General features: G+C 69.6%; 25 protein-coding genes. 11 read left to right on the forward strand and 14 right to left on the reverse strand.

Going from position 1 to position 26,238, the window contains the following annotated elements; genetic code table 11:
• The 3 genes from D7Y15_RS30495 to D7Y15_RS30505 form a co-directional block, all read left to right on the forward strand.
• On the forward strand, positions 1-2,194 hold a 2,194-nt coding region (locus D7Y15_RS30495; protein ID WP_233605140.1), incomplete at its 5' end, for a tryptophan synthase alpha chain.
• 152 nt (positions 2,195-2,346) lie between these two features.
• Positions 2,347-3,360 (forward strand): hypothetical protein, encoded by a 1,014-nt coding sequence (locus D7Y15_RS30500; protein ID WP_120578678.1) that lies wholly within the window; start codon positions 2,347-2,349, stop codon positions 3,358-3,360.
• 149 nt (positions 3,361-3,509) lie between these two features.
• A complete protein-coding gene (locus D7Y15_RS30505; protein ID WP_120578679.1) occupies positions 3,510-4,715 on the forward strand; it encodes a peptidylprolyl isomerase in 1,206 nt (401 codons plus the stop codon).
• A gap of 6 nt (positions 4,716-4,721) precedes the next feature.
• On the opposite strand, the gene D7Y15_RS30510 is transcribed toward D7Y15_RS30505, so the two are convergent.
• A complete protein-coding gene (locus D7Y15_RS30510) occupies positions 4,722-5,222 on the reverse strand; it encodes a hypothetical protein (protein ID WP_120578680.1) in 501 nt (166 codons plus the stop codon).
• Positions 5,223-5,434: 212 nt separating this feature from the next.
• Between D7Y15_RS30510 and ppk1 the strand changes: the two genes are divergently transcribed.
• Complete coding sequence (gene ppk1 / locus D7Y15_RS30515; protein ID WP_120578681.1) at positions 5,435-7,600, forward strand: polyphosphate kinase 1; 2,166 nt, start codon at positions 5,435-5,437, stop codon at positions 7,598-7,600.
• Between the two features lie 12 nt (positions 7,601-7,612).
• On the opposite strand, the gene D7Y15_RS30520 is transcribed toward ppk1, so the two are convergent.
• The 4 genes from D7Y15_RS30520 to D7Y15_RS30535 all read right to left on the reverse strand — a co-directional run bounded on the left by D7Y15_RS30520 (position 7,613) and on the right by D7Y15_RS30535 (position 12,440).
• The gene (locus D7Y15_RS30520; RefSeq protein ID WP_120578682.1) at positions 7,613-8,194 is read right to left on the reverse strand and encodes a hypothetical protein; all 582 of its coding nucleotides are present in this window, start codon (positions 8,192-8,194) and stop codon (positions 7,613-7,615) included.
• Between the two features lie 126 nt (positions 8,195-8,320).
• A complete protein-coding gene (locus D7Y15_RS30525) occupies positions 8,321-9,463 on the reverse strand; it encodes an App1 family protein (protein WP_120578683.1) in 1,143 nt (380 codons plus the stop codon).
• A 32-nt stretch (positions 9,464-9,495) separates the two neighbouring features.
• Positions 9,496-11,349: a glycoside hydrolase family 15 protein gene (locus D7Y15_RS30530; RefSeq protein ID WP_121754767.1), complete on the reverse strand. Its 1,854-nt coding sequence runs from the start codon at positions 11,347-11,349 to the stop codon at positions 9,496-9,498.
• Entirely contained in the window at positions 11,346-12,440 is a 1,095-nt protein-coding gene (locus D7Y15_RS30535; protein WP_120578685.1) for a glucose 1-dehydrogenase, read from the reverse strand. The genes D7Y15_RS30530 and D7Y15_RS30535 overlap by 4 nt, the downstream gene beginning before the upstream one ends.
• A 216-nt stretch (positions 12,441-12,656) precedes the next feature.
• Between D7Y15_RS30535 and D7Y15_RS30540 the strand changes: the two genes are divergently transcribed.
• The 4 genes from D7Y15_RS30540 to D7Y15_RS30555 all read left to right on the forward strand — a co-directional run bounded on the left by D7Y15_RS30540 (position 12,657) and on the right by D7Y15_RS30555 (position 16,116).
• Positions 12,657-13,202, forward strand: coding sequence for a hypothetical protein (locus D7Y15_RS30540; protein ID WP_121754768.1), 546 nt, complete (start codon positions 12,657-12,659; stop codon positions 13,200-13,202).
• Between the two features lie 133 nt (positions 13,203-13,335).
• A complete protein-coding gene (locus tag D7Y15_RS30545) occupies positions 13,336-14,253 on the forward strand; it encodes an ABC transporter ATP-binding protein (protein ID WP_120578687.1) in 918 nt (305 codons plus the stop codon).
• Between the two features lie 13 nt (positions 14,254-14,266).
• The gene (locus D7Y15_RS30550; protein ID WP_120578688.1) at positions 14,267-15,028 is read left to right on the forward strand and encodes an ABC transporter permease; all 762 of its coding nucleotides are present in this window, start codon (positions 14,267-14,269) and stop codon (positions 15,026-15,028) included.
• A 68-nt stretch (positions 15,029-15,096) separates the two neighbouring features.
• Complete coding sequence (locus tag D7Y15_RS30555; RefSeq protein WP_121754769.1) at positions 15,097-16,116, forward strand: ABC transporter substrate-binding protein; 1,020 nt, start codon at positions 15,097-15,099, stop codon at positions 16,114-16,116.
• Here D7Y15_RS30555 and D7Y15_RS30560 read toward each other — a convergent pair.
• Positions 16,113-16,544, reverse strand: a complete 432-nt coding sequence (locus tag D7Y15_RS30560) for a hypothetical protein (protein ID WP_120578690.1) — start codon at positions 16,542-16,544, stop codon at positions 16,113-16,115. The genes D7Y15_RS30555 and D7Y15_RS30560 overlap by 4 nt on opposite strands.
• 204 nt (positions 16,545-16,748) lie before the next feature.
• Here D7Y15_RS30560 and D7Y15_RS30565 point away from each other — a divergent pair, with 204 nt between their 5' ends.
• Entirely contained in the window at positions 16,749-17,729 is a 981-nt protein-coding gene (locus D7Y15_RS30565; protein ID WP_120578691.1) for an NYN domain-containing protein, read from the forward strand.
• 21 nt (positions 17,730-17,750) lie between these two features.
• Here the strand turns inward: D7Y15_RS30565 and D7Y15_RS30570 are convergent, their stop codons facing one another.
• A complete protein-coding gene (locus tag D7Y15_RS30570) occupies positions 17,751-19,793 on the reverse strand; it encodes a PilZ domain-containing protein (RefSeq protein WP_120578692.1) in 2,043 nt (680 codons plus the stop codon).
• A 422-nt stretch (positions 19,794-20,215) separates the two neighbouring features.
• Between D7Y15_RS30570 and D7Y15_RS30575 the strand changes: the two genes are divergently transcribed.
• Complete coding sequence (locus D7Y15_RS30575) at positions 20,216-20,707, forward strand: YkgJ family cysteine cluster protein (RefSeq protein ID WP_121754770.1); 492 nt, start codon at positions 20,216-20,218, stop codon at positions 20,705-20,707.
• A 39-nt stretch (positions 20,708-20,746) separates the two neighbouring features.
• A complete protein-coding gene (locus tag D7Y15_RS30580) occupies positions 20,747-21,484 on the forward strand; it encodes a hypothetical protein (protein WP_121754771.1) in 738 nt (245 codons plus the stop codon).
• A 1-nt stretch (position 21,485) separates the two neighbouring features.
• Here D7Y15_RS30580 and D7Y15_RS44325 read toward each other — a convergent pair whose 3' ends face one another.
• The 7 genes from D7Y15_RS44325 to D7Y15_RS30610 form a co-directional block, all read right to left on the reverse strand.
• Positions 21,486-21,689, reverse strand: a complete 204-nt coding sequence (locus D7Y15_RS44325) for a hypothetical protein (RefSeq protein ID WP_126935280.1) — start codon at positions 21,687-21,689, stop codon at positions 21,486-21,488.
• Entirely contained in the window at positions 21,679-21,957 is a 279-nt protein-coding gene (locus D7Y15_RS30585; protein WP_121754772.1) for a hypothetical protein, read from the reverse strand. The genes D7Y15_RS44325 and D7Y15_RS30585 overlap by 11 nt, the downstream gene beginning before the upstream one ends.
• Before the next feature lie 2 nt (positions 21,958-21,959).
• Complete coding sequence (locus D7Y15_RS30590; protein WP_148712906.1) at positions 21,960-22,304, reverse strand: hypothetical protein; 345 nt, start codon at positions 22,302-22,304, stop codon at positions 21,960-21,962.
• Positions 22,297-22,614 carry a hypothetical protein gene (locus D7Y15_RS30595; RefSeq protein WP_126935282.1) on the reverse strand — a complete coding sequence of 106 codons (318 nt, stop codon included), beginning with the start codon at positions 22,612-22,614 and terminating at the stop codon, positions 22,297-22,299. The genes D7Y15_RS30590 and D7Y15_RS30595 overlap by 8 nt, the downstream gene beginning before the upstream one ends.
• A gap of 258 nt (positions 22,615-22,872) precedes the next feature.
• On the reverse strand, positions 22,873-23,322 hold the full coding sequence (locus D7Y15_RS30600) for a hypothetical protein (protein WP_121754775.1): 450 nt from the start codon (positions 23,320-23,322) through the stop codon (positions 22,873-22,875).
• A 2-nt stretch (positions 23,323-23,324) separates the two neighbouring features.
• Entirely contained in the window at positions 23,325-25,223 is a 1,899-nt protein-coding gene (locus D7Y15_RS30605) for a ribonuclease R family protein (protein WP_121754777.1), read from the reverse strand.
• Between the two features lie 35 nt (positions 25,224-25,258).
• Positions 25,259-26,238, reverse strand: a 980-nt coding sequence (locus D7Y15_RS30610) for a hypothetical protein (protein WP_121754778.1), incomplete at its 5' end; no start/stop codon positions are given.

Below are 26,238 nucleotides of genomic sequence, written 5' to 3' on the forward strand. Positions count from 1 at the left end.
GCTCCTGGGGCTGTGGACGGCGTGCGGCCGGACGCTGCCGGAGGAGGCGGTCTCCGCCCGGATGGCCTGGCGGCCCCCGTCCCTCTGCGCGCCCATGACGTGTGAGTCCCAGGGGCTGAACTGCGGCTACGCCATCGACGGGTGCGGCGGCACGCTCCACTGTGGCGAGTGCGCGGAAGACCAGGCCTGCGGCGGGGGCGGAGTGCCCAACGTCTGCGGCCCCCAGCCCTGCGTCCCCAGCAGCTGCGAGGCGCGGGGCGCCACCTGCGGGCCGCTCTCGGACGGCTGCGGCGGCGTGCTCGACTGCGGCACGTGCGCGACCCCGGAGGTCTGCGGAGGCGCCGGCGTGCCCAACGCCTGCGGGCCTCCGGCCTGCGTCCCCACCACCTGCGAGGCTTCGGGCAAGAACTGCGGACAGGTCGCGGACGGCTGTGGCGGGGTGCTCGACTGTGGCGCGTGCGGGCCGGACGAGACGTGCGGCGGAGGCGGCACCGCCAACGTGTGCGGCCGCGCGCCGTGCGTCCCCACCACCTGCGAGGCGCTGGGCAAGAACTGCGGCGCCGTGTCCAACGGTTGCGGCGGGGTGCTCGACTGCGGCGCATGCGGCGAGGGGCTCACCTGCGGCGCGGGCGGCGTGGCCAACGTCTGCGCCGCCCCGCTGTGCCAGGCGGCCACCTGCGCCGCGCTGGGAAAGAGCTGCGGCGAGGTGCTGGACGGCTGCGGCGACGTCCTGGAGTGCGGAGCCTGCGCGGCCGACGCGACCTGCGGCGGCGCGGGTGAGGCCAACGTCTGCGGCGCCGGCACCTGTGTGCCCACGACCTGCGCGGCCCTGGAAGCGAACTGCGGTCGCGTGTCCGACGGCTGCGGCGCGGTGCTGGAGTGCGGAGGCTGCCTCGCGTCCGAGACCTGCGGCGGCGCGGGCGTGCCCAACGTCTGCGGCAAGGCCGTGTGCACGCCGTCCACCTGCGAAGTCCTGGGCAAGAACTGCGGACAGGTCGCGGACGGCTGCGGCGGGACGCTCGATTGCGGCGCGTGCGGCGAGGGACGCACCTGCGGCGCGGGCGGCGTGCCCAACGTCTGCGCGGTCCCGGGATGCCGGCCCGCCACCTGCGGCTTCCTGGGTGCGACGTGCGGCGCGGTGGCGGATGGCTGCGGCGGCACGCTCGACTGCGGTGGGTGCGCGGCGCCGGAGACCTGCGGCGGCACGGGAGTGCCCCACGTCTGCGCGCCTCCGGAGCCCGTGTGCGTGGACCGGGACCTGGGCAGCGCGCTGCCGGTGTCGCTGAAGGGCTCCACCGTGGAGGCCCGGGACGACCACGCCGCCTCGTGCGGAGGCGCGGGCGCTCCGGACCGGGGCTACCTGTGGACGGCGCCCCGGGCGGGCACCTTCACCTTCGACACGGCCCGCTCGGCGATACGGTCCGTCATCGCCGTGTACGCGGACGGCTGCGGCGGCGAGGAGCTGGCGTGCGCCACGGGCGGCATCAGCTACGGAGGCGGGGCCCGGGTGGCCGTGACGCTGACGCAGGGCCAGCGGGTCCTGGTGACGGTGGACGCCGTGGCCGGCGGGTCCTTCACGCAGGGCGCCTTCGAGCTCCACATCGACGAATTGCGCGCCACCGAGGCCGGCGCCTGCTTCGACGGCATGGACAACGACGGGGACCGCTGGGTGGACTGCGCGGACACCGAGTGCCGCGACGAGCCCCGCTGCAAGGGCCAGGGCTGCGCCCACCACGACCTGGGAAGCGCCCTGCCCCTCACCTTCCAGGGCGAGACGGCCCTCTCCGGCGACGGCTTCCAGGGCACCTGCGGCGCGCTGCTCCAGCAGGACCGAGCCCACCTGTGGACGGCGCCCAGGGCCGGCACCTTCGTCTTCGACACCTCACCCGGCAACGACCCGGACGCGGGCGGCCACGCCCTGTACCTCCTCACTGGCTGCCGGGGCACGGAGCTGGGCTGCGCCGCGCACCCACATCCCACCACCAAGGGTGCCCCGGCGCTGAAGCTCACCCTGGCCCAGGGGCAATCCGTGCTGGTGGTGGTGGACGGCATGGCCCGGCCGGACCGGGACACCCCCATCCGCTACACCCTCCACGTCACCGAATGGGCTCCGTCCGAGGCCGGCCACTGCCACGACGGCGCGGACAACGACGGGGATGGCCGGGCCGACGACGCGGACCCCGACTGCCGCTGACGTTGACGCGTCGTGCCACAACCAGCGTCCCACACCCACCTTCTCACTACATGTGAGGTGCTACGCAACTGATCGACGGCTGCTGCGATAATCCCCGCAAGTCGTTCGCATCCCTTCCAATCATTCCTCGAACTCCGACGAGGGAGCCCCACATGAGCCTCATCGACCGCGCCCGCAGTGCCGTCTCCAACACCATCCGCCAGGTGCAGCAGGACCCCCTCAAGGCGGCGAAGGACATCGGGACGCAGGCGAAGAAGGGCTACGACACCTTCACGAAGGTGAAGACGGCCGTGAAGGACGGCTTCGACAACGTCAAGAGCCTGAAGACGGACGGCTTCAAGGCGACGCTGAAGGGCAACGTCGACAAGATGGTCTCCAAGGCCATGGACCCGAAGACCAAGCTCGACCTCAAGGGCAAGCTGGGCATCGCGGGCAAGGCCTTCGGCACCATCACCAACGCCACGAAGCTGGTGGGCCAGGCCGGCACGGCCATCTCCGACGTGCGCAACGCCGTGCGCTCCGGCAGCAGCGAGGACTGGAACAAGGCGCTGGGCTCCGTCGCCACCGCCGGCAAGACCGCGGTCAGCACCGTCAAGGGCGGCCTCGAGGTTGCCCGTGACGTGAACAAGTTCGGCAGCGCGTACAAGGCCGCCAGCGGCGCCTTCAAGGCCGCGGTCCCGGGCGCCGGCCCCAAGCTGGCCCGCGCCGCCGCCGGTGCCGCCGCCAAGGCCGCCTTCGAGGGTGGCGCTTCCTCCGCCATCAAGAGCGGCGTTCGCTCCGCCCTGAAGACCGCCGTCAGCGAGAGCGGCGTGGCCCTGAAGGCCGCCACGGGCACCGCGACCCGCGCCGCCGCCAAGGCCGCGCTGGCCGAGGGTGGCAAGGCCGCCGCCAAGGCCGGTGCGACCGCCGCCGCCAAGGCCGCCACGGGCACCCTGGCCAAGGCCGCCGGCCGCTTCGCCCCGGGCGCGAACATCGCCATCGCCGCCTTCGACACGGCGAACGCGGTCTCCACCCTGCGTGACCCGAACGCCAGCACCACCGCGAAGGTCACGGGCGTCATCACCGCCGTGGGCTCCATCGCCGCCGCCACCAACATCCCGGTGGTCAGCCAGGTGGGCGCCGCCGTCTCCGCCGTCTCCAGCTTCGTCGGCGGCCTGTTCGGGTAAGCCGTTGAAGTGACTGAAGGGCCCCCGGGTGGTGAACGCCCGGGGATGTCCCCGGGGGGTCCTTTTCTGGTAGGCACCGTGGCCGTGTGAGACGCGCACGTTTCAATCCCCTCTGGGACCACGGTCGCTACCTGCCAGGAGGCCCTCCGGTGGCCACGAAGAAGAACCCTCCCGCGAAGCCGTCCGCCGCACCCGCCGCCAAGGCGCCCGGCCCGTCTTCCACCCCGGCGAAGCCGGCGAAGTCCGCCGCCGCCCCTTCCACCCCCAAGCCTCCGGAAGCGCCCGCCGTCCCGGCGCAGACTCCCGTGCATCAGCTGGTGCAGCGGCTGCCCGTGGCGCCCGGCCTGGGCCACCAGGCGGACCTGCCGCAGGTGAAGGCCCCGTCGCTGGAGAACCTGAACATCCGCGTGCCCCAGGGCGAGGACCTCACGGAAGAGGACCTGCTGGAGCGCTTCCACGAGCTGGCCCGCGCGAAGGCGCAGGTCCGTGAGCGCGCGGAAGGCGAAGCCCTGGCCATGGGCGACGACGTGCGGCTGGACATCCTGGGCTACGCCAACGGCCGCCTCATCCCGCTGAGCACCCGCATGGGCTACTGGATGGAGCTGGCCCCCCAGGTGATGCTGCCCGGCTTCGCGGAGGTCATCGCGGAGGCCAGCGTGGGCGACAGCGTGGAGGTGGGGCTGGTGCTGCCGGACAACTACCCGGCGGACCCGCTGCGCGGCATGCCGGCGCGCTTCCTGGTGGACGTGCGCGGCGCGCGCGAGGTGAGCATGCCCGACACGGAGTCGGACGCGTTCCTCCAGCAGCTGGGCCGCGGCTCCACGCATGAGGAGGTCATGAGCTCCATCGTGGAGGAGATGGAGAGCGAGATGGCCGACATGCTCTGGGTGGACGCGCGCAACCGGGTGCTGGACGAAATCGTCGCCCGCGCGGACGTCACCGTGCCCAAGGCGCTGGTGGACGAGGAGATCCGCCGCCGCTGGAAGCAGGCGGAGGGCGAGGTCCTGGCGCAGAAGTTCTTCAGCCTGGAGGAGCAGCAGGAGGCGCTGGACGGCTGGCTGCACCACCCGGGCATCCGCGACGACGTGGAGCGCCGCCTCAAGATTGCCCTGGTGCTCCGCGCCATCGCGCAGCGGGACAAGCTCCAGCTCACGCCGCAGGTCACGCTGGAGCTGCTCAAGGAGTCCTCGGAGCCCTTCGGCATCACCGAGGCGCAGCTGCGCGAGTCCATGCTGGACCCGGCCGCGTCCGCGCAGATGACCGACGTCGCGTGGCACCTGCTCGCCGTGGAGCACGTGATGACGCAGGCGAAGGTGACCTTCGAGGGCGCCGAAGCGGGGCTCGCTCAGGGCTGAAAGCGGCTACCCCGCCGGGTTCTTGGGCGCGGGCGGCTCCTGGCCGGGCGCGATGAAGGCCCCGGTCGCGGGGTCTATCTGCCAGGCCGAGTACTGGTGCGTGAGCACGTCGCGCACCTGCCCCTGCTCGTAGCAGACCGAGTACACGACGAAGACCTCGTTCACGAAGTTGGGCCGGCCGTAGCGGTAGCAGTCCTGGTCGCCCTGCTTCTGGAGCGTGAGCGGGTGGCCCAGCAGGCCCCCGACCTCCTGGGTCGTCATCCCCGCGCGCAGCACCTTGATGCCGTGCGGCGTGACGACGGAGAAGGACGTTCCGTTTGCACGCCAAAGGGTGAAGAAGCCCAGGGCGAGCACCACGGGCACCGCCGCGGCCACGAACCAGGTGAAGGTGAAGCGGTTGGACTTCTTCTGGGACCCTTCGCGGAAGGCCGTGAACAGGGCGTCCGGGGACGTGTCCGCCGGGGCACCGTCCGGAATGGCCGGGAAGGAGGAATTGGGAGCGTTCACCCCTCTTGAATGCCGTCAGTGGCCGCCGGATTCAAGCGATGGACTGCCGGGGAGTCCACAGCCCGCACGCCTCGCTGGCCACTGCCAGGGTCATCCAGGGTGGGATACGCCCGGATGTCCGGTTCCAGGCCAGGCGTGCGAGTTCACAATCGGCGCGGTGCGAGACTGCTAGAGGGCACACCCTGAGAAACACCTAGGAGGAGTCACACGTCATGGCGAAGCGCGCCGCCGCCAAAGGCACCCCCCAGAAGACCATGGACCGGGACGTCGTTCCCCCGGGCACGGAGTTGCCGGACAGCGACCTGTTCTTCAACCGGGAGCTGTCGTGGCTGGCCTTCAACGACCGGGTGCTGCAGTTGGCCGAGTCGCCGGAGATGCCGCTGATGGAGCGGATGAAGTTCATCTCCATCTACGCGCGCAACCTGGATGAGTTCTTCATGATCCGCGTGGCGCGGCTGCACGAGCAGATCGCCGCGCGCGTGGGCCGCCTGGTGCCGGACGGCGCGTCCCCGGGCGACACGCTGGACAAGCTGCACACGGGCATCCTGGAGCAGGGCCGGCGCCACGCGGACTGCTTCGAGAAGGTCCTGCGCCCCGCGCTGGCGGAGAAGGGGCTGCGCATCCTGTCCATGAAGGAGCTGGACGCGGATCAACGCGCGCAGATGGAGCAGCGCTTCCGCGAACAGATTTTCCCCGTGCTCACGCCGCTGGCCATCGGGCTGGGGCGGCACTTCCCGTACATCTCCAACCTGTCCCTGAGCCTCGCGGTGCTCCTGCGCGACCCGGTGGCGGAAGACGAGAGCGTGGCGCGGGTGAAGGTGCCCAAGGAGATATTGCCCCGCTTCGTGCCGCTCAAGGGGGGCACGTTCTTCGTGCCGCTGGAGGAGATCATCGCGCAGCACCTGGGGGACCTGTTCCCCGGGATGGAGGTCCTCAACTGGAGCCTGTTCCGCGTGACGCGCGACGCGGACTACACCGTGTCCGAGGACGCGGAGGACCTGCTCAAGGCGGTGGAGACGGAGATCAGCCAGCGCCGCTTCGGGGACGTCATCCGCCTGGAGATTCAAGCGGGGATGAACGCGAAGCTGCTGGAGCCGCTGGTGGAGGCGCTGACGCTGGAGCCGCGGCAGGTGTACGAGGAGCACGGCCTGCTGGACCTGGCGGACGTGATGTCGCTGGCGATGACGCCGGGCTTCTCCGAGCTGCGCGACCCGCCGTGGACGCCGGTGACGCAGGCACGGCTGCGCACGGACAACGAGTCCGCGGACGGCGGGGGCACGGTGATGTCCGCGATGCGCAGGGGCGACCTGCTGGTGCACCACCCCTACGAGTCCTTCGCATCTTCCGTGGAGCGCTTCGTGAGCGAGGCGGTGGAGGACCCGGACGTGCTGGCGCTGAAGCAGACGGTGTACCGCACGTCGGACAGCTCCCCGCTGGTGCCCGCGCTCATCCGCGCGACGGAGCACGGCAAGCAGGCGGTGTGCATGGTGGAGCTGAAGGCGCGCTTCGACGAGCGCGCCAACATCCGCTGGGCGAACGCGCTGGAAGAGGCGGGCGTGCACGTCGTGTATGGGATTCCCAGCCTGAAGACGCACGCGAAGGCCATCCTCATCGTGCGGCGCGAGGGCGAGCGGGTGCGGCACTACGTGCACATCGGCACGGGCAACTACAACCCGAAGACGGCGCGGCTCTACACGGACCTGGGGTTGTTCACCACGGATCCGGACATTGGCGCGGACGTGGCGGACGTCTTCAACTTCCTCACCGGCTTCGGCCGGCCGCGCTCCTTCCGCAAGCTGCTGGTGGCGCCGCTGACCATGCGGGAAGGGCTGCTGGAGGAGATCAAGAAGACGCAGGCGGCGCACACGCCGGAGACGCCCACGCGCATCATGATGAAGATGAACGCGCTGGTGGACCCGGGCATCATCCGCGCGCTCTACGACGCGTCCCGCGCGGGCGTGCGCGTGGACCTCAACGTGCGAGGCATCTGCTGCTTGAGGCCGGGGGTGCCGGGCGTGTCGGAGCACATCCGGGTGGTGTCCAACCTGGGCCGCTTCCTGGAGCACCCGCGCATCTACACCTTCGAGCGGGGCGCGACGTCGCGGTGCTACATCGGCTCCGCGGACATGATGCCGCGCAACCTGGACCACCGTGTGGAAATCCTGGCGCCGGTGGAGGACCCCACCCTGGCCGCGCAGGTGCGAGACGTGGTGGAGCGCTGCATGGTGGACACCAGCGGCGCGTGGGAGCTGGGCACGGACGGCACGTGGCGGCGGCGCACCGCCGCCACGCCCAACGACAAGCGCTCCGCCCAGGGTGAGCTCATGGAGCGCGCCATCCGCATGGTGCAGATGCAGAGCGGGCGCCCCGTGGCCTGAGCGGGGGACGGCTCAAATCTCGTGGTTCACCAGGTTGAACACCGCCACGCGGTGCGACTGGGGGAACAGCACGATGAACAGGTGGTTCCAGTCATGCGCGCCCGGAGCCACCAGGTACGAGCTGTAGAAGTAGCGGATCTGCACCTGCTCCGTGCCGTTGCCAATCTCCGTGAGCAGGTGCGGGTCCAGCGCGTCGAAGAAGAAGAGCGCGTCGGACAGCGTGCTGAACGGCACGGTGCCCCGGTCCTGCCAGTTGATGCGGCTCTGCTCGCGCGGGTCCTGCATCAGCGCGAACACGGACTCCACCGCGTCCGACAGCGTCGGCGTCTGCGTGGAGGACCAGGGGAAGCCGTACACGTCCAGCGTGCCGTCACACCAGTTGTTGTGCGTGTCGCACTCGTCGTTGCCGGCCTCCATGATCGACTCGAGCAGCGGCGTGGGGCCTTCCCACTCCAGCTCGATCTGGCTGAGCTTCGACTCCACCGTGCGCACGGACTGGGTGGACTCGGGCGCCGGCTCGGACGGTGCGTTGTTGCACGCTCCCAGGAACAGCGCGGAAGCCAGCACGGACCACTTCAGGGTGTTTCGCGACATGTGGACGACCTCGGGGGGATGAAACGAGGGAGGCCCGCGTGTGCCACAGCCCTCTCCCCGCCCTCAAGCCACAACACGTCACCCGTTCACGTGTCACCGCGCCGTGACGCGCGGGGTTGGAAATCTTCAGCCCCGCTCGCCCAGGGCGCTCCGCGCGGCGTCCTCGCGGCGGTGGGCCTCCACCTCCGGGACCTCCTCCCAGCGGATCCACCCGGCGCGCGCCGCGTGCCTCGCGGCGGCCACCGTGTCGTCCACGGCGACCAGCTCACTGCCCGCGTCGCGGATGTCCTTCGCGATGGTCTCCATCTCCTCGCCGCGCTTGGAGCCCCCCGGCACGTTGCGGATGTAGACGCAGCGGATGCGGCCCGGGTACTCGCGCACGATGGTGCGGTAGTGCTCCGCGTCCTCCTGGCCGCTGTCCCCAATCAGCACGAAGGGCAGATGCGACAGCGTCTCCAGCACGCCGCGAATCTTGTCCAGCTTGTGCCCGTGCCCGCCGCCCGGCGCGAAGCCATGCCGTGACAGGCCCCAGTCACGCAGCAGCAGCGGGCCAATGGGGATGCGGTGGATGGAGAGGAACTCGTCCAGGTGCTCGTAGAGGTTCCACGGGCTGCTGGACACGTAGAAGATGGGGTTGTCCGCCGTGCCGCTCGCGCCCGCCTGGAGCGCCGCGTAGAACGCGTCCACGCCCGGGAAGGGCAGCCGCCCCCGGTGCTCCGTGAGGAACAACGCCCACGCGCGCTTGAGCGGATCCGTCACCCCCGTGGCGATGACCGTGTCGTCGATATCGCTGATGACGCCCAACTCCGCGCTCGTCCCCGCCACCCGCACCGGCGCGGACACGCGAGGCACCCCTTCCGCCTCCGGCGACAGGAGCTCCAGTTCCACCATGTGCCAGCCGGAGCGCACGCCCTCGGGCGGAGGCACCCATAGCTCCAGGAAGCCCTCCTCGTCCGTCACGCCCTCCCAGCGCTTCTCCCCCCAGCGCACCGCCACGTGCGCGCTGGAAATCTCCCGCGTCATGTAGCGCTTGTAGGAGGCCACGGCGCTGCTCCACAGCGTGTGGCGCTGGCGCTGGGGCGTCACCTTGCGCTCCTCCAGCACGCGCGCCTTGATGACCACGCGCTCCGGGGTGCCGTAGCCCCGGTACGGCAGGATGCGCAGCGGCGGGGCGATGCCCAGCCCCTTGCGCACGCGGCGGCTCAGCACGTCGTATTGGGCATCCGCCTTGACGGCGAAACGGAACAGCAGCGGGTACAGGTCGGGCATGGCGGGTGCGCGCGAGTCTACCGTCCCCTCCGTCAATCGTGGCGGCCCAACGTCCGGTCCAGGTTATATGCCGCGCTGATGAGCGACAGGTGCGTGAGCGCCTGCGGGAAGTTGCCCATCGCCTCGCCGGACATGCCCGTCTGCTCCGCGTACAGCCCCACGTGGTTCGCGTAGCCCTGCATCCGCTCGAAGATGAGCCGCGCCTCGTCCAGCAGGTCCGGCCGGACGCTGCTCGCGCGCGTCATCGCCTCCACCAGCCAGAAGCTGCACAGGTTGAAGGTGCCTTCGCTGCCTTCAATCCCATCCAGCTTCTCGTCCGCCTCGTAGCGGAACACCAGACCGTCCGACGTCAGGCCTCCCTCCTTCGGAGCCTTCCGGATGACGTCCAGCGTGGAGATCATCCGCGGATCCACCGGCGACAGGAAGAACACCAGCGGCATCAGGAGGTTCGCCGCATCCAGCGCTTCGTGCCCGTAGGCCTGGATGAAGGCGCCCTTCTCCTGGCACCAGCCCTTCTCCATGATCTCCTCGAAGATGGCGTCGCGCGTCTTCAGCCACTTCGCCCGGTCCGCCGGCAGGCTGCGCTTGTCCGCGAGCCGGATGGCCCGGTCCACCGCCACCCAGCACATCAGCTTCGAATAGACGAATTGCCGGCGCGAACCGCGAATCTCCCAGATGCCCTCGTCCTCCTTCTGCCAGTGGTCGCACACCCAATCCACCAGCCGCCGCAGGTGCCGCCAGAAGTCATAGGAGATGGGCGCCGCGTACTTGTTGGACAGGTACACGGAGTCCATCAGCTCCCCGTAGATGTCCAGCTGCAGCTGGTCCGCCGCCGCGTTGCCAATGCGCACCGGACGCGCGCCGCCATAGCCGCGCAGGTGATGCAATTCCTCCTCGTCCGGCACCCGGCCGCCGTCCAGGCGGAACATCAGCGGCAGCGGCCCATCCCCGTTCTCCGCGCAGCGCTTCTCCACCCAACGCATGAAGGCGGCGGCCTCCTCGTTGAAGCCGATGCGGATGAACGCGTAGACGGTGAAGGCCGCGTCCCTCAGCCAGCAGAAGCGGTAGTCCCAGTTGCGCGTGCCGCCGGGGGACTCCGGCAGGCTGCACGTGGGCGCCGCGATGATGGCCCCGGACGGCTCGAAGGTCATCAGCTTCAGCGCCAGCGCCGAGCGCTGCACCATCTCCCGCCACCGCCCCGTGTACTTGCACTTGGACACCCAGTGGCGCCAGTAGTCCACCGTGTCGCGGAAGAGCTTCTCCGCGGAGTCGTGCGTGTGCAGGTGGTGGTGGCAGCCCTCCACGCCGCCCTCGCGCAGGGTGAAGACCGCGGACTGGCTCTCCTTCAGCGTGAAGTGCGCGACGACGCCGTTCTTGTCCTGCTTCAGCGGGATGGGCGTCACCAGCTGCATGCTCAGGCCCTTGGAGACGAAGGCCGCGCCGCCGTTCACCACGTGCGTCTCATGCTCGTCCCGGGCGTAGTTGAACGCCGGGAAGCACTCCATGCGGAAGGACATCTGCCCGCGCACCACGCGGATGCGCCGCAGGACCTCGCGCCCCTCCGCCCTCGCCCCCTTGCCCAGCGGCATCAGGTCGATGAGCTCCCCCACGCCGTCGGGCGTGTAGAAGCGCGTCACCAGCACGTTGGTGTCCGGCCAGTAGAACTGCCGCTTCTGGACGTTGTCCGGCTCCGGGGACACGCGCCAGTACCCGCCCTTCTCAGGGTCCAGCAGCGCCGCGAAGATGCTGGGGCTGTCGAAGTGCGGAAAGCACATCCAGTCGATGGTGCCCTCGTAGCCCACCAGCGCCACCGTGCGCAGGTCGCCGATGATGCCGTGGTCCTCGATGGCCACGCCGCCCTTCAGGTCCGAGTGATGCAGGTTCACCGGGCATGCTCCTGGAACGAGATGACGTGCTTGATGCCGCCCTTCGCTTCCACCACCTTCACGAACTCCGACGGCGGGTGGCGCTGGGTGATGAGCGCCTCCAATCTCCCCGGCCACTTCGCGCGGAAGCGGGCCAGGTCCTCCAGCGCTTCACGGAAGTCACTGTCCGACGCGTTCACCGTGCCGAACATCACCCGGTTGCCCAGGACGAGCTGCCCCAGCACCTGGTCACCTTGCAGCTCCAGCGGCTCCTCGCGTCCGGGCACGCCGGTGAAGATGAGCACGCCGTTCTCCTCCAGCACCTGGAGCGAGTCGAAGGCCACCTTCGACGCCCCCGTCGCCTCGTAGATGAGGTCCACGCCGCCCAGCTGCTTCTTCAAGGCCTCCACCGTCACCTCCTTCGAGGAGATGTACGGCGCGCCCACCGCCTCGGATGCGGCGGCCTTCTCGTTGGGCTTGGGGCTGCGCGAGTACACCGTCACGTCGAAGCCCGCGCGCATCAGCGCCATGGCCCCCAGCTGCGCCACGGGCCCCGCGCCCAGCACCAGCGCCTTGCCGGGGTTCAGCTTCCACGGCAGGCGGGACTGGATGTGCGCCACCTCGCGCAGGCCCTTCTCCGCGATGGTGAGCGGCTCGGTGAGCACGGCCACGCCGCGCAAGCCGTCGTCCGCCTTGTGCAGGTAGGCCGCGTCCTCCACGAAGTGCTCCGAGCAGAAGCCGTGCGCGCCCTGGATGCCGCGCTCCGTGTAGTCCCCCGTCACGCAGAAGTCCGGGTAGCCGTGGCTGCACGCCGGGCAGCGCGTGTGCGGACAGGGCCTGCGCACCCGGGGCACCACCAGGTCCCCCGGCTTCAGGCCCTGCACGTGCGCGCCCACCTCCATCACCTCGCCCAGGCACTCGTGGCCCAGGATGAGGTGGTCCTCTCCTTTCGGCGCCGCGCCGTGGTCTCCCTTCAGGATCTCCTGGTCGGTGCCGCACACGCCCACCTCCAGCGTGCGCACCTTGACCTGGGTGGGCGAGTGCAGCCGCGGTTCGGGAACGTCGAGGACGCGCACCTCGCGCGAGGGGAACATGACGGCCACGGCCTTCATGGGATGAGGACTCCTTCCGGGCGAAGTGCTGAATGTCCCAGGACAAGGGGTGCGGACTTGGGACCCATGTCGCAAGTGCCCGTCCGCCGCCCTGCGTTTCCCCACCCGGCCCGCCAGAGGGGACCGCCGCTGAACAGCCCGGGCCGCCCGCCTGCCTGGAGGGCGACACTCGAAAGCACTGCCCCCCTGGGGCGCGCGGGTCTATAGAAACAGGCCGTGCGTTCGCCCCCCGCCTACCGACGCAGCCGCGCCACCGCCATCGGTGCCACGGCCTTCCTGATGCTCGCCCTGCCCTTCCTGGTGCTGGGGGTGTTCTTCCTCGGCCAGAACGCGCGCATGGACCTGCGCTGCGAACCCCAGGGCCCGTGCGTCCTCAGCCGCTCCAGTTGGTTGAGCCACGACGAGGTGGGCCGCTACGCGCCCGCGGACATCCAGGGCGTGGAGGTGGCCCGCAGCCGCAGCACCCGCAAGGGCGCGGCGCCCATCTTCCGGGCCCAGCTGCAGACGCGCTCTGGCGTCCAGCCGCTCGCCTACCAGTGGACGGAGTCCGAGCCGGAGGCCCAGGCCTTCGCGGACACCGTGCGGCGCTACCTCACCGGTCCCCGCACGGACGCACTCGAGGTGTTCCAGGACGACCGCAAGGCGTCGCTGCGCGTGGGCGGCGCCTTCACCGTCGTGGGCCTGGGCGTGCTCGCCCTGAGCCTGTGGCTGCTCTCCCGCACGCTGGCGCACCGCAAGGCGGAGCGGGCCACCGTCTCCTGACGGACAACAGAGCGCGTCGAAAAGCAGCCGGACGTGCGCCGCGGATTTCACTTCCTGTCCTACAGTGAAAGGCGCCTGCCCGCTTCCAGGCCCCTCCTGTGCGACCGCGGGGCAGGTGAATAGGTTGTGGCGAATGTTTCGACGCCTCATCGAGCGGATGCGGGGCCTGCGCCAGGCGGCGCCATACCTCTTGCGGCCCGCGAACGTGGACGCGGACCGGGCGAAGATCTCCATCGCCCAGCTGGACCACCACTACTCCAACAAGGTCGTGGCGCTGAAGGACGTGAACCTCAACGTCCGCTCGGGTGAGTTCGTCTGCCTGCTCGGCCCGTCCGGCTGCGGCAAGTCCACGCTGCTCTACGCGCTCGCCGGCCACGTGGTGCCCACCGGCGGCCGCGTGGCCATTGACGGCAAGCCCATCCACGGGCCCGGTCCGGACCGGCTCCTGATGTTCCAGGAGGCCGCGCTGTTCCCGTGGCTCACCGTGCGCGGCAACATCACCTTCGCGCTGGGCGCCCGGGGCGTGCCCCGCGCCGAGCGCCGCGAGCGGGCCAACGCCTTCATCCAGCGCGTGCGCCTGGAGGGCTTCGAGGACACGCTGCCCCACCAGCTCTCCGGCGGCATGAAGATGCGCGCCAGCCTGGCCCGGGCGCTCGCGGTGGACCCCACCGTGCTGCTGATGGACGAACCCTTTGGCGCGCTGGACGCCCAGACGCGCGTGCACATGCAGGAGATGTTGCAGGCCATCTGGCTGCGCTCCGGCAAGACCGTGGTGTTCGTCACCCACGACGTGCAGGAGGCGCTGATGCTGGGCACCCGCGTGGTGCTGATGGCGCCCCGGCCGGGCCGCGTGGTGGAGGACCTGGAGATCCACCTGCCCATGCCGCGCTCGCTGGAGGACCCGTCCCTGGACGCGATGGCGCGCGACATCCGCCACCGACTGCGTGCCTCGGAGGACAACGCGCTGGAGGTCCCTCCCGCGGAGCCCGTGCAGCGCCGCACGCGCACGCCGTCCAGCCTGCCTCGCGCCAGCGTCGTGACCGGCCGTTAGAGGGGACACCGCCATGCTGAAGTGGGCGCAGAAGCTGGGGATGATCGCGCTGCTCTTCGCGCTCTGGGAGGGGCTGTCGCGCTCGGGCGTGTGGAACAAGCACCTGTTCCCCGGACCGCTGGAGGTGGTCCAGGCGCTCATCGCCATGGCCCGCGACGGACAGCTGGGCGGCGCCACGCTGCGCTCGCTGGGCCGGCTGACGCGCGCCTATCTCATGTCCGTGGGCATCGGCGTGCCGCTGGGAATCTGCATCGCGCGGCTGTCCTTCTTCCGCAACGCGGTGAAGCCGGTGGTGATGGGCCTGCAAGCCCTGCCCTCCATCTGCTGGCTGCCCCTGGCCCTGTTGTGGTTCGGCCTCAACGACACCGCCATCCTCTTCGTGGTGGTGATGGGCAGCGTGCTGGGCATCGCCATCGCCACCGAGGACGCGGTCAACGGCCTGGACCCGCAGCTGGCCCGCGTGGCCAGGACCCTGGGCGTGCGGGGCCTGCGCTTCTACTTCGGCGTGCTCCTGCCCGGCGCGCTGCCCGGCATCGTCACCGGCCTCAAGCTGGGGTGGAGCTTCGCGTGGCGCGCGCTGCTCGCGGGCGAGCTGCTCTTCGTCTCCGGCGGCCTGGGCCAGCTGCTCACCATGGGCCGCGAGCTGATGGACGTGTCCCAGGTGATGGCGGTGATGCTGGCCATCATCCTCATCGGCATCACGGTGGACCGCGTCCTCTTCCAGACGGTGGAGACGCGCCTGCGGCGCCGGTGGGGCCTGACGGCGTCCGTGTGAGCCTCAAGACGCTTGCGCACTCACGGGCATTGATAACAGGCGGGGAATCTCCATTAGCGTGACGCACCATGGCTTCCGCGCGTCCGCTGTCCCTGCTCCTCGGTGTCTGCGCCGTCCTCCTGACGGGTGTCACGTCCTGCAAGAAGGACACGCCCTCCGGCGCCAACGCGCCCCTGCGCGTGGCCTTCTTCCCCAACATCACGCACGCGCAGGCGTTGGTGGCGAACTCGGAGGGGCTCTTCGGGTCGCAGCCCGGCATGGGCCACGTGGAGGTGCGGCAGTTCAACGCGGGCCCCGCGGCCATGGAGGCGCTGGTGGCGGGCTCCGTGGACGTGGCCTACGTAGGCCCGGGCCCCGCCATCAACACGTACCTCAAGGCCGGCAAGGAGCTGCGCATCATCGCGGGCGCGGTGAACGGCGGCGCGGTGCTGGTGGTGAAGAACGCGAAGACGGCCGCGGAGCTCAAGGGCAAGAAGCTGGCGACGCCGCAGCTGGGCAACACGCAGGACATCGCCCTGCGCACCTGGCTGAAGGCGCAGAAGCTGAGCATCTCCACGGACGCGGGCGGCGACGTGCAGGTGATTCCCATCAGCAACCCGGACATCCTGGCCCAGTACCTCCAGGGCGCCATCGAGGGCGCGTGGGTGCCCGAGCCCTGGGGCGCGCGCATGCTCGCCGAAGGGGGCGGTCACATCCTGGTGGACGAGCGCGACCTCTGGCCGGACAAGCGCTTCCCCACCACGGTGGTGGTGACGACGAAGAAGGTACTGGAGACGCAGCGCCCGCGCATCGCGGCGCTCCTGGGCATCCACGTGCGGCTCACCGAGCGCTGGCGCGCGGACCCCGCGGCCTTCGCCACGTCCGTCAACGCCGCCTTCGGCCAGCTCACGCGCAAGCCCCTGCCGGCGCCCGTGCTCCAGGACGCGTTCTCCCGCCTGGAGCCGAGCCTGGACCCGGTGCCCGCCGCGCTGAAGACGTCCGCCGAGCACGCGAAGTCACTGGGCTTCATCCCCAGTGACGACGTCGCGGGGCTCGTGGACCTGAGCGTCCTGGACGAGGTGCGCGGCGGCGGCGCGAAGCCGAACTAGTCCAGCTTCTCCCCCTGGAGGGACAGGGCCACGTTGTCCGTCTCGTCCACCTGGTAGAGGGCCAGGACCTGCTGCCCCTTGAGCGGTGGCTTGTAGATGGTCAGGTTGCTCATATCCAGTGGCACCACCGGCCCGGTCACGTCCCGCACATACAGGATCAACCCGGACCGCTTCACCACGGGTCCGCTGACCTGGCGCATCTTGTCCGGGTCCGGGGTGATTTGCCGCACGGCCTGGCCCGGGGCGACGATGTCCGGCGTCAGGGTGGGGATGGTGCTCGGAACGTTCGACGGGCTGCTGCTCGCAGGATTGGTGTAGTTCGCCACCATCTGCCCGGCCTGGTCGCCGTCCTTGGTGACCGTAGGCTCACTCGCCAGCGCGGGACCTGCGCACAACAAGAGACCGAGCGTCGGCGCGGTCCACGCCATGGCTCGCCAACGTCTGGTGAATCCGTGCATCATGGTGACACCTCCGTGGCACGGGGGCGCTGCCCCCGGGCTCAGGCCTAAACGTAGGGTGGGCAGCACTGAATGTTCAGCGGCGGAACACAGGCCGTGCGTGAGGCAGCTTCCCCACAGTAGGGTGGCGCGCACGCGAGCCAAGGACCGCTCGCATACGAATACGAGGCACCTTTGGCTGGACGCACCGACGAGCAGCACCGCATCGCCCTCTTCATCGACTTCGAGAACCTGGTCACCAACACCGGCATCAGCGCCAACAACTTCGACCTGCAGCCCGCCCTGGACCAGCTCCTGGAGCAGGGCAAGGTCGTCTTCCGCCGCGCGTACTGCAACTGGTCGCGCTTCGAGGACGCGAAGCAGCGCCTGCACGACGTGGGCGTGGAGCTGGTGGACGTGCCCCCCTCCACCCGCGCTGGCAAGAACAGCGCGGACATGCGCCTGGTCATCGACGCGCTGGAGCTGTGCTACGCGCGCGAGCAGATTGACACCTTCGTCATCGCCTCCGGCGACAGCGACTTCTGCCCCCTGGCGTACAAGCTGCGTGAGAACGGCCGCACCGTCATTGGCCTGGCCGTGCGCGAGGCCAGCTCCCAGATGTTCGTGCGGGCGTGCGACCAGTTCATCTACATGAAGCCCAAGAACCGGGGCGAGTCCTCGCACAAGGACAAGGACCACGGCGGCCGGGGCTCCAAGTCCGACGAGGGCAAGGGCGGCAAGCGGGGCGGCAAGGGCCACGACAAGGGCCACGACAAGGGCGGCAAGGAAGGCGCCGAGTCCAAGGGCGGCAAGCCCAAGGCGGAGGTGCCCGCCGTCGCGCGCGAGGTGGTGCAGAGCCTGCTGCGCCGCGCGACCGGCCCGCTCAACCCGTCGCTCGTCAAGGAGACCATCGTCCGCAAGGAGCCCGACTTCGACGAGCGCGACCACGGCTTCTCCACCTTCGCGCGGCTGCTGGAGGCGCTGGAGCAGGAAGGCCTGCTGCGCCGCGTCCAGCAGGGGCGCCAGGGCTACATCGTGGGCCCGGACTCGGACGTCGGCGCTCCGCCGCGCGAAGCCAAGGGCGGCAAGGGGCGCCACGCCAAGGCGCCCGTCCCGGTGGAGGAGGAAGAAGAGGAGCTGGAGTCCTACCCGGACCCGGACGACGAGGGGCTCTAAGGCCCCCCGCCCGCGGGTCCACTACGTCGCGCGCGGCGTGGTGGACTCGCAGAGGTGCTCCAGGAACTCCGGCAGCAGGCGGGCGGACATCACCCACAGCTTGCCGTCGCCCAGGTCCGCCAGGGACACGCGCTCCGCGTACTCCACGCAGGTGGCCTCCACGTAGTGGACGAACACCTTGCGGTCGCGCGCGCGGTACCACTCCGCCGCGCGGCCCAGCAGCGCCACGAACGCGTCCTGCACCTCCGGCCGCGCGTCGTCCTCCAGCGGCACCAGGCGCACGCCGTCCAGCACGTTGAAGAGGTTGAGGCCCGGCTGCGCGGACTCGAACACCGCGAAGGCCACGGCGCGGCCTTCATGACGGGCCACCACCAGCTCACGCTCGCGGGACAGGCCCGCGTCACCCCAGCCGGTGCGCGTGGTCTCCAGGTCGAAGCGCTCCGGCACCAGGTCCAGCGCTTCTCTGTAAGCCTCCGGGCGGGTGTCGGCCACGCGGGCGAAGAAGCTGGCGCGCTCCTCCTGGGTGGGTGCGCCCAGGGCGATGTTCGCGGGCTGCGTCCAGGCGCTGTCCACCTCGCCCTCCATCAGGCGGAAGGGCACCAGGCACGTCTGGCCGGTGTGCGCGTACCAGGTGGCGAAGTCGAACTTCGTGTAGCGCACCCAGCGCACGTTCGCCTCGCAGTAGGCGAAGAACCACTTCACCTCCGGGTCCACCTGGGTGGGCTCGTAGCCGCGCAGGTAGATGTCGCGCAGGGCCTCGCGAGCGGTGGAGCGGCTGCCCGGGGGCTGGTGCCGCGCCAGCTGGTGCGCCATCCAGCTGCCCGCGTAGGGCTTGAGCACGGAGAGCGTGGCCTCCATGCCGTCCTCCGCGGGGCGCACCACGCGGTAGCCCAGCAGCGGCGCCTCCTGGAGCTTGTCCTGCGTGCGGGAGAACTGGTCGCGCAGGCTGGTGAACTTCTCCGGCTCCTTGCCCGGGAGGCGGAAGTAGCCGGAGCGCTCGAAGAGCTTCCAGGTGGCGTCGTTCCAGTCGCCTTCCACCTGGGTGGTGGGGTGGGCCTGGGCCTCCACCAGCGCGCGCCACGCGCGGGCCCCTTCGGCGTCCAGGGGCCGGACGCTCACGCCGCAGCGGCGGCCGTTGGGCGTGCTGGAGATGTTGCGCACCTCCGCGCGCAGGCGCACCGGCGCGTGGCCCTCCAGCCCGACCTCCATCACCGGCAGGCGCAGGCCCGGGTACATCAGGTCCTCGCCGGGCTCGGTGAGGAAGGACAGGCCTTCGTAGGAGACATCCAGCAGGCCGCGGTGCACGTGCACCTGGGGCCAGAGCGGATGGTCGAACTCCACCGTGCAGGACGCGTGGGCCTGCGTGCGGCGCAGCCAGCGGTGGCGGAAGCGCACCAGCGACGTGGGCGCCGGCATCAGCAGCAGGCCACCCTCCACGCGCGCGGCGTCCATCTGGAAGTGCACCACGCTGGAGTAGCCGAACGCCTCCAGGGTGAGGGGCCCGGGGGGAAGCGTCCCGTGCAGCTGCCAGCCGAACGCGTCCTGGAGCGGCTCGAAGAAGGCGCAGGTGACCTCCGCCACGGTCTGGCCATCGCGCGAGCGCAGCACGCCGCGGGCCTGGCGGGACGCGAGCGCTTCACAGATGCGCGCGACGCGGTCCGCGTGGTCGATCTGCTCGCGCCACACAGGCCGCGTCTCCGGCGTGAGCAGCAGGCCGTTGTCACGCAGCGACTCCAACAGGCCCACGATGCGGCGGCCCGCGTCCAGCGGCGGCGCGACGAAGCGCAGGCTCACCTCCGGGCGCATGGCGTTGACGCCAATCACCTCCGCGTCCAGCGCGGTGGCCCACCGCTCGCCTTCACCCACCACCACGGACGCGGCCTGTCCCTTGCGGGGCACCGCGCGCGACTCCAGGTGGAGCGTCAGGTGCTCCAGGGACAGCTGCACCAGACGTCCGGGAGAGAAGTCCGAACCAAACGAGGCCGCCGCGCTGAGCTCGGTTCCCATCCGGTATCCGAGGAGGGCTTCGCGGCCGGCCGGCGCGTCGTGAGTGTCAGTGTGCATGCGGGGGCTCCCTGATGTCCTACGGGGCATGATCCTACGACGTCCGAAGAAACTGTGTTGTCCCCAGTTACGCGTGACCCGGGGAACTCGGATTCCCACAGAGTGGAGATCATTCATCCCTTCTGCACTGAGACCTTCGGGCTGGAGCGGCGGCCACGCATTGGACTGTCGCGAATTGGTTTCTCACGAGTCGGGGATTTCCTTCACGGACAGGCGCATCACCTTCCAAGACAGGTGCGGACCTGTCCCTCCCCTCGGGTCGCGCGGACCCCGGAAACACAGGGTGATTCCGACACATGGAACACAAGGGACATGTCGCATGTCTACTGGTGAGACAAGGCATGCCTTGGGGGACAGAGGTTGGTGCGACACACGTCGGGGATGACTCGCCTCCCCGCGAGGCGTTATCCCGGGAGCACGCCATGTCCTCCGCCCTGTCCACCCTCTGTCTCCACTGCGGCATGTGCTGTGACGGCACCCTCTTCACCCAGGTGCCGCTGCGGCCCCCCGAGGCGGAGGCCCTGCGCCAGCGCGGCCTGTCGCTGTCCGTGAAAGAGGACGGCACGGAGGTGTTGCCCCAGCGCTGCGCCGCCCTGGAGGGTCTGTGCTGCACCGTGTACGAGGAGCGCCCCGAAGCCTGCCGTCGCTACCGCTGCCAGCTGTTCAACGCGCTGGCGGAGGGAGAGGTGTCCCTGGAGGAGGCGAAGGGCGTAGTGGATACCGCGCACGCCAAGGTGGACGCGGTGGTGCGCGGTGTGGGTTCCGCTGAGGACGGAAGGGGTCCCGCGATGCGTCAGGCCCGGGTGGCCGCGGCCTCGCTGACCCTGGCTCCCGAGACACGAGAATCCCTGGCGCACGCGGAGGTGTACCTGGACCAGCACTTCCGGGGGCGCTTCCGCCGCTCGGGCGGCTAGCGTGGCGAGGTCCTGTTCTCCGACCGAGGTCCTGCTCCCGTGAAGACGTCCCTGCTGGCCGTGTTGTCGTCCGCCGTGCTGTTCGCTGGTGCGCCTGCCTCCGCGCAGAGCAGTGAGTTCGTGAAGTCCACTCAGGTGGACCTGGACGGGGACGGCAAGCCGGAGGCGGTGTCGCTCACGGCGGGGGAGGACGGGAAGTTCACCTTGAAGGTGGGCGGCGCGACGTTGAAGGGCGACGCGGCCGGCAACGAAGTGCCGGGCTTCCAGGTGGTGGACCTGGACACGGGCGACAAGTGGAAGGAGCTGCTGGTCCAGACGCTGGGGGAGCTGGACGACGGTCACCGCTACTTCGTCTACGGCTACGACGGCAAGGCAGTGAAGCTGTTGGGAGACGTGCACGCGCTGACCGAGGCGAAGGGCAACGGCATCGTCCTGGTCGATAGGTGGATGGGGTTCTGGCAGAAGCGGGACAAGTACACCCTGGACCGCAAGGCGTGGAAGCTGGTGCACGTGCCACAGGAGCTGTACGCGGTGACGGCCGAGCCCGGGAAGGAGGTCACGGCCACGGTGAAGAAGTCCTTCCCGCTGACGCAGAGCCGCACGGGTTCCGCGGTGCTGGCCACGACGGCGCAGGGTTCCAAGGTGACGGTGCTGGCCGCGAGCGTCCCCGCGAAGGGGGAGGTCCTGTACCTGGTGAGGTCGTCCACCGGGCTGCTGGGCTGGGTGTCCGGCAACATCCTGGTGGAGTCCACGGACGGGTTGCCGCTGGCGGGGTGAGTCACTCCCGCATGAGGAGGATGTTGCGTGCTCCGCACACGTCGCAGACCAGATACCGCTCGAACTGTGTCGGGTCTGTTGGAGCAGTCACATCTTGAACGGTGAGGAAGCCATCTGCTTTTTCCGGGCAACGGACCTGGGCCGCTGGATTCTCCGCGAGGATCTTCCCGGCGTTGATCCAGGCCTTGCTCGTCTCAGAGATCATCGGGATTACCGCTCCCCTTCATCTTCTCCGCGTAGGCCTCCAGGTCATCGTGCAGCGGTTCCGCCGCCTTGACGATGCCGCGCCAGACAGGGTGGCCCGCGGCGATGAACTTCGCATCACCGAAGGGCAGGCCATGGAGCTGCGCCAGCCCCATGATGCTCTTGGCTAGAGGCAGGCCTGCGTCATGGAGCGCCACGACTGTATCCTCCACGGAGAGGCCACGCTGGACGTCCGGGCGGAGTGAAGCAATGACGGCGTCGTAATCCATGTTCAGTATTTCCGAAGGCTTGACCAATCCAGGTTGATTGAATCATCCAGGCGCAGCACCAGCCGGGCATCACTTCCTTGATACGAGAAGCGGCATGTCATGGTCTTGCCCGAGACTGTCATTGATTCTGCCCCTTCATGGCAGACAGTGATCAGTGGCGAGTCCATGACCTGGAGAGCGGTTTGCACCGACCGCTCGAAGAGATTGAATGAGAACCGCAGCCTGACGCCACTGCGGTCCGAGACTTCGTAGCACCAGTAGCCATCTTCGACGGACCGTTCGACCGGTTCCGCGCTGAAGAACTCAAGAAGCTCAAGCTCGTCAGGAATCGAGAACACGTCACTCATCCACGCCGCCCTTCTGCGCTCCCGTGGCGAGGTCGACCTCGAACGTCTGCGTCGCCTCCGTCCGCATGTCCCAGTACTCACCGATGATGGAGCGCTCCGTCACCTGGACGATCTTCATGCCATCCCATGACAGCCGCTTCGTCCGCCACCGCAGGCCTTCCGCGCCGTAGGCCACCATTTCGGTGAAGTCCGCGAACACCACGACTCCAGCCGCAGGCACGGCGCGGACGTCCATCACGGGCGCCACCTGGACTGGCTCCCAAGTGCTGGGGTCGCGGGCCGTGACGAGATAGCCCGCACCTCGTGACACGACACAGAGCTTCTCCGGGCTTGGCATTGCTAGGACGCGGCTGACTCCCGCACCCTTCACGTTTCCGGACGCGAACATCCCCAGCCAGGGTGCACCGCCTGCTGGCGTGACACGCACCAGCAAGCCGTCCTGTCCTGCGGCGGTGTTCCCGGGGAAGAAATGCCGTGGGGAGGTCTGTGCGCCGGGGCCTTCATCCGGCACCTCCCACGTATAGGTGCCATGAAAGCCAGGGTCTGTCGGTTCACTCATGCTTTTCAATCAGGGTTTCGGTCCGTCCCGTCGAACCAGGACGTCGTTGTCGATCTTTTCGAGCTCGGAGAACCGCAGACCTTCGAGGGCCATCCGGCGCACCAACGGTCTGGCGGCCTCAGCCAGCTCCCCGACCTGGATGGGTCGCTCGGGCATGGCCACCCGCTTGTACGGTCCCCCATACGGATCCGCGTCGAACGCGAACACGCCCCGCTCCGCCATCATCCGCCAGGTGTTCTCGCAGCCCTCCGCCACGCTCGGCGCGAAGCGCACCTCTGAAGAGACAGGGGACACGAGAATGGCGTTGATGGCGGCATCCAGGGCGTCCGTGTCCTGCAAGACTTCGCACGGCACATAACCTCCCCCCGCCGTGCTCAGCAGGGCGACGTGTCCCTCCACGTCGCTCGCGAGCCAATCGAATTCGTAACCGTCGATCTCCTTGGCCGATATCGCGCCCATGACTACTCGACCAGGGCGAACTCCACCCGGCCCAACTGCTCATCCGTGGAGACGACCTTCACGGTGATGGGCATGCCCACGGTGAAGGTCCGCGTCTTGCCCACCATGGACAGCTCACGCGTGTCTGGACGGTAGGGGCCGCCCGCGAGTCCTTCCGCCGGCACCATGCCCTCCACCCACATGCCATCCAGTTGCGCGACGAGGCCGAAGGGCTTCACTCGCACGATGCGCGCGGGGAACTGCTGCCCGATGCGGGTGGACATGAAGCGCGCCTCCAGCTCGTGGTGGCGGTCCCCCTCCGCGCGGCTGGCGGAGCGGGCTCGCACGTTGATGTGCTGGGAGAGCGATTCAATCTCCGGGTCCTCGTGCACGAAGTCGCGCCGGCCGTGGAGGTACGCCTTGATGAGCCGATGCACGGCGAGGTCCGCGTACCGGCGGATGGGCGACGTGAAGTGCAGGTACAGCGGCGCCGCGAGCCCGAAGTGAGGGCCCGGCTTCACGGTGTAGCGGGACGGGCCCAGCGACCGGCGCAGCACGGAGCGCAGCGCGGCCTCCGCCTTCGCTCCGGAGATCTGCCGGTCGAACGCGGCCAGGGCCAGCGGGGTGATCTGCGCGCCGAAGCCCGCCGCGAACCCCGAGTGCAACGCGAACGCATTCACGTCCGCCACGCGCTGCGGATCCGGCTGTTCATGCACGCGGTACACGGTGGGCACACCGCGGGTCATCATCCAGGTGGCGATGGCCTCGTTGGCCGCGACCATGAAACGCTCAATCATGTTGTGCGCGGAGGTGTCCTTCTCCCCGGCGAGCCCGGACACGACGCCGGTGGCGGTGTCGAAGGTGAAGCGCGCTTCGTCGCGGGACATGGCCATGCCGCCGCGAGCCCCTCGGGATACGGCGAGCCGCGCGGATGCCAGGCGGAACCAGGGCATGGCCTCGCGCACGGGCTCCATGGCGGGAGAGATGGAGTTGTCGTCGAGGAAGGCCGCGACCTCGTCGTAGTTCAGCCGCGCCCAGGAGCGGATGAGGCTCTCATAGACATCCGCGGCGGTGACGCGGCCGTCGGGGTCGATGCGCAGTTCAACGGTGAGACAGTGGCGCTCCTCGTTGGGCACCAGGCTGAGCCAGTGCGCGGACAGCTCCTCCGGGAGCATGGGGAGCACGCGACCCGCCAGGTACACGCTGGTGGCGCGGGCGCGGGCCTCCAGGTCCAGGGGGGTGTTCTCCTTCACGGACTCGCTCACGTCCGCGATGGACACGAGCAGGCGCAGGGCGCCGTCGGGGCCCGCGGGCAGCACGGAGATGGCGTCGTCGATGTCGCGGGTGGACGGCGCATCCACGGTGACGGTGGGGATGGAGCGCAGGTCGCGCCGGGCACCGCCCAGGGCGTGGGGGGTCTCCTTCGCGCGGAGGGCTTCCTGGACGACCTCCGAGGGGAAGTCCCGGTGGAGTCCGTGGCGGGCGATGACTCGCTCCAGGGAGCGGTCCGCGCCGGGCTCCAGGCGGTAGAGGAGGACGACCTTCCCGTCCGCGATGCGGGCGACGACGGCGTCGTTGTGCTGGACGGGGGTGGTGCCCGGGTCCAGGGGCCAGTCGGTGTTGGAGACCTCCTTGTCGATGCGCAGGAAGAAGGCGCCCTTGCGCGACACGACCTCGCCGTAGACGACGGTGCGGGTGCGCTCCACGAGCGACAGGCCAGACGCGGTCCACCGGCCCTCGCCGGACGCCGTCACGGTGGCGGAGACGACATCACCCGCGAACAGGGGGTTCAGGTCCGGAGGAGGAATGAAGGCGGACAGCACCTCCGGAGTGCCGGGCTCCTGCACGGTGAGGAAGCCGAAGCCACGAGGATGCACGTCGACGCGGCCGGTGACGGTGCGCGGGGAAGCGGAGGTGTCCATGTCGGTGCCGTGCTTAGCCCACGTCGGGACGAACGTCACTGGAAGCCAGGGGGCTTCCCACTGTCTGTCTTCAACCTCGCTCCCGGGTTCAGCTCGAAGACGAGCCCGAACTGCCAGAGGCTGATGCGCTCCAGGAAGAGGATGTTGTAGTAGTCCTGCCCCCGCACGTACCTGGCGAACACGCCGAAGCCGGACGCCCAGCGGGGATTCGCCGCCGCCTCCACGCTCAGCGTTCCCCGCTGCGCCGGCGTCTCACCGAATGGATGCGAGAACGACCCCTCCAGCCGGAAACGGTTCCCGTTCACCTCGCGCTCCCCCACCAGCCCCACCCCCCAGTGCCCATTCCCATACACGTGGCGCTGCGCCGGGCTCATCCCTCCGGGTCCAATGGCTGAGTTCAATTCGTAGAAGGCATTCGCCCCCACCAGCCATGCGCTCAGCCGGTCCAGATCCACTCCGAACCCCAGCCGGCTGTGCAGTTCGAAGCGCAGCACGTTCGTGGAGAAGCTCCCCGTGATTTCGTTCAACGGCAGCGTGCCCTCCGCGGGCTCGCAGTTCGGGTCCGTCCCCGTCTGGTTCGCGAAGAAGCACCCGTCCTCGCCGTTGGAGTAGTGCCCCGCGATGACGTTCAACCCCAACGCCAGCACCCGGGGCGCTGCGTCCTTGTCGGGGCCGTGCAAGAGCCGCAGATGCGCCGCCTGGAGCGTCAACTTCATCAGGTACGACGGCGGCAGGATGGGGTTGCTGTCCGTGTTCGCCATCCGCAACCGGATGTTCGGCGTGAACACCGCCGAGAACAGCGTCTCCCTCCCGTCCTCCTTGAAGTCGTCCAGCTTCAACTGCGGCAGGAAGAGGTTCGGCGCGAACTGGCCCTCGAAGACCAGCGGCAAGGGCGAGTCCGGGTCCCCCTGCCGCTGGATGCGGCTGGGCGACACGAACAGGTACGTGCGGTCCAGGAACAGCGGCGTCTGCAGGTCGTACTCCACGTGGAGCCCCTTCGCCTCCGCCCCACCCC

The organism is Corallococcus sp. AB030, assembly GCF_003668965.1.
In the GTDB taxonomy this organism is placed as follows: domain Bacteria; phylum Myxococcota; class Myxococcia; order Myxococcales; family Myxococcaceae; genus Corallococcus; species Corallococcus exiguus.

What these genes read in the sequence shown, in the direction of transcription:
- D7Y15_RS30500 (WP_120578678.1), top strand. Translation starts at nt 2,347, where the DNA reads ATGAGCCTCATCGACCGCGCCCGCAGTGCCGTCTCCAACACCATCCGC.
- ppk1 (WP_120578681.1), top strand. Translation starts at nt 5,435, where the DNA reads ATGGCGAAGCGCGCCGCCGCCAAAGGCACCCCCCAGAAGACCATGGAC.
- D7Y15_RS30520 (WP_120578682.1), bottom strand. Translation starts at nt 8,194, where the DNA reads ATGTCGCGAAACACCCTGAAGTGGTCCGTGCTGGCTTCCGCGCTGTTC.
- D7Y15_RS30525 (WP_120578683.1), bottom strand. Translation starts at nt 9,463, where the DNA reads ATGCCCGACCTGTACCCGCTGCTGTTCCGTTTCGCCGTCAAGGCGGAT.
- D7Y15_RS30535 (WP_120578685.1), bottom strand. Translation starts at nt 12,440, where the DNA reads ATGAAGGCCGTGGCCGTCATGTTCCCCTCGCGCGAGGTGCGCGTCCTC.
- D7Y15_RS30545 (WP_120578687.1), top strand. Translation starts at nt 13,336, where the DNA reads ATGTTTCGACGCCTCATCGAGCGGATGCGGGGCCTGCGCCAGGCGGCG.
- D7Y15_RS30550 (WP_120578688.1), top strand. Translation starts at nt 14,267, where the DNA reads ATGCTGAAGTGGGCGCAGAAGCTGGGGATGATCGCGCTGCTCTTCGCG.
- D7Y15_RS30555 (WP_121754769.1), top strand. Translation starts at nt 15,097, where the DNA reads ATGGCTTCCGCGCGTCCGCTGTCCCTGCTCCTCGGTGTCTGCGCCGTC.
- D7Y15_RS30560 (WP_120578690.1), bottom strand. Translation starts at nt 16,544, where the DNA reads ATGGCGTGGACCGCGCCGACGCTCGGTCTCTTGTTGTGCGCAGGTCCC.
- D7Y15_RS30570 (WP_120578692.1), bottom strand. Translation starts at nt 19,793, where the DNA reads ATGCACACTGACACTCACGACGCGCCGGCCGGCCGCGAAGCCCTCCTC.
- D7Y15_RS30575 (WP_121754770.1), top strand. Translation starts at nt 20,216, where the DNA reads ATGTCCTCCGCCCTGTCCACCCTCTGTCTCCACTGCGGCATGTGCTGT.
- D7Y15_RS44325 (WP_126935280.1), bottom strand. Translation starts at nt 21,689, where the DNA reads ATGATCTCTGAGACGAGCAAGGCCTGGATCAACGCCGGGAAGATCCTC.
- D7Y15_RS30585 (WP_121754772.1), bottom strand. Translation starts at nt 21,957, where the DNA reads ATGGATTACGACGCCGTCATTGCTTCACTCCGCCCGGACGTCCAGCGT.
- D7Y15_RS30590 (WP_148712906.1), bottom strand. Translation starts at nt 22,304, where the DNA reads ATGAGTGACGTGTTCTCGATTCCTGACGAGCTTGAGCTTCTTGAGTTC.
- D7Y15_RS30600 (WP_121754775.1), bottom strand. Translation starts at nt 23,322, where the DNA reads ATGGGCGCGATATCGGCCAAGGAGATCGACGGTTACGAATTCGATTGG.
- D7Y15_RS30605 (WP_121754777.1), bottom strand. Translation starts at nt 25,223, where the DNA reads ATGGACACCTCCGCTTCCCCGCGCACCGTCACCGGCCGCGTCGACGTG.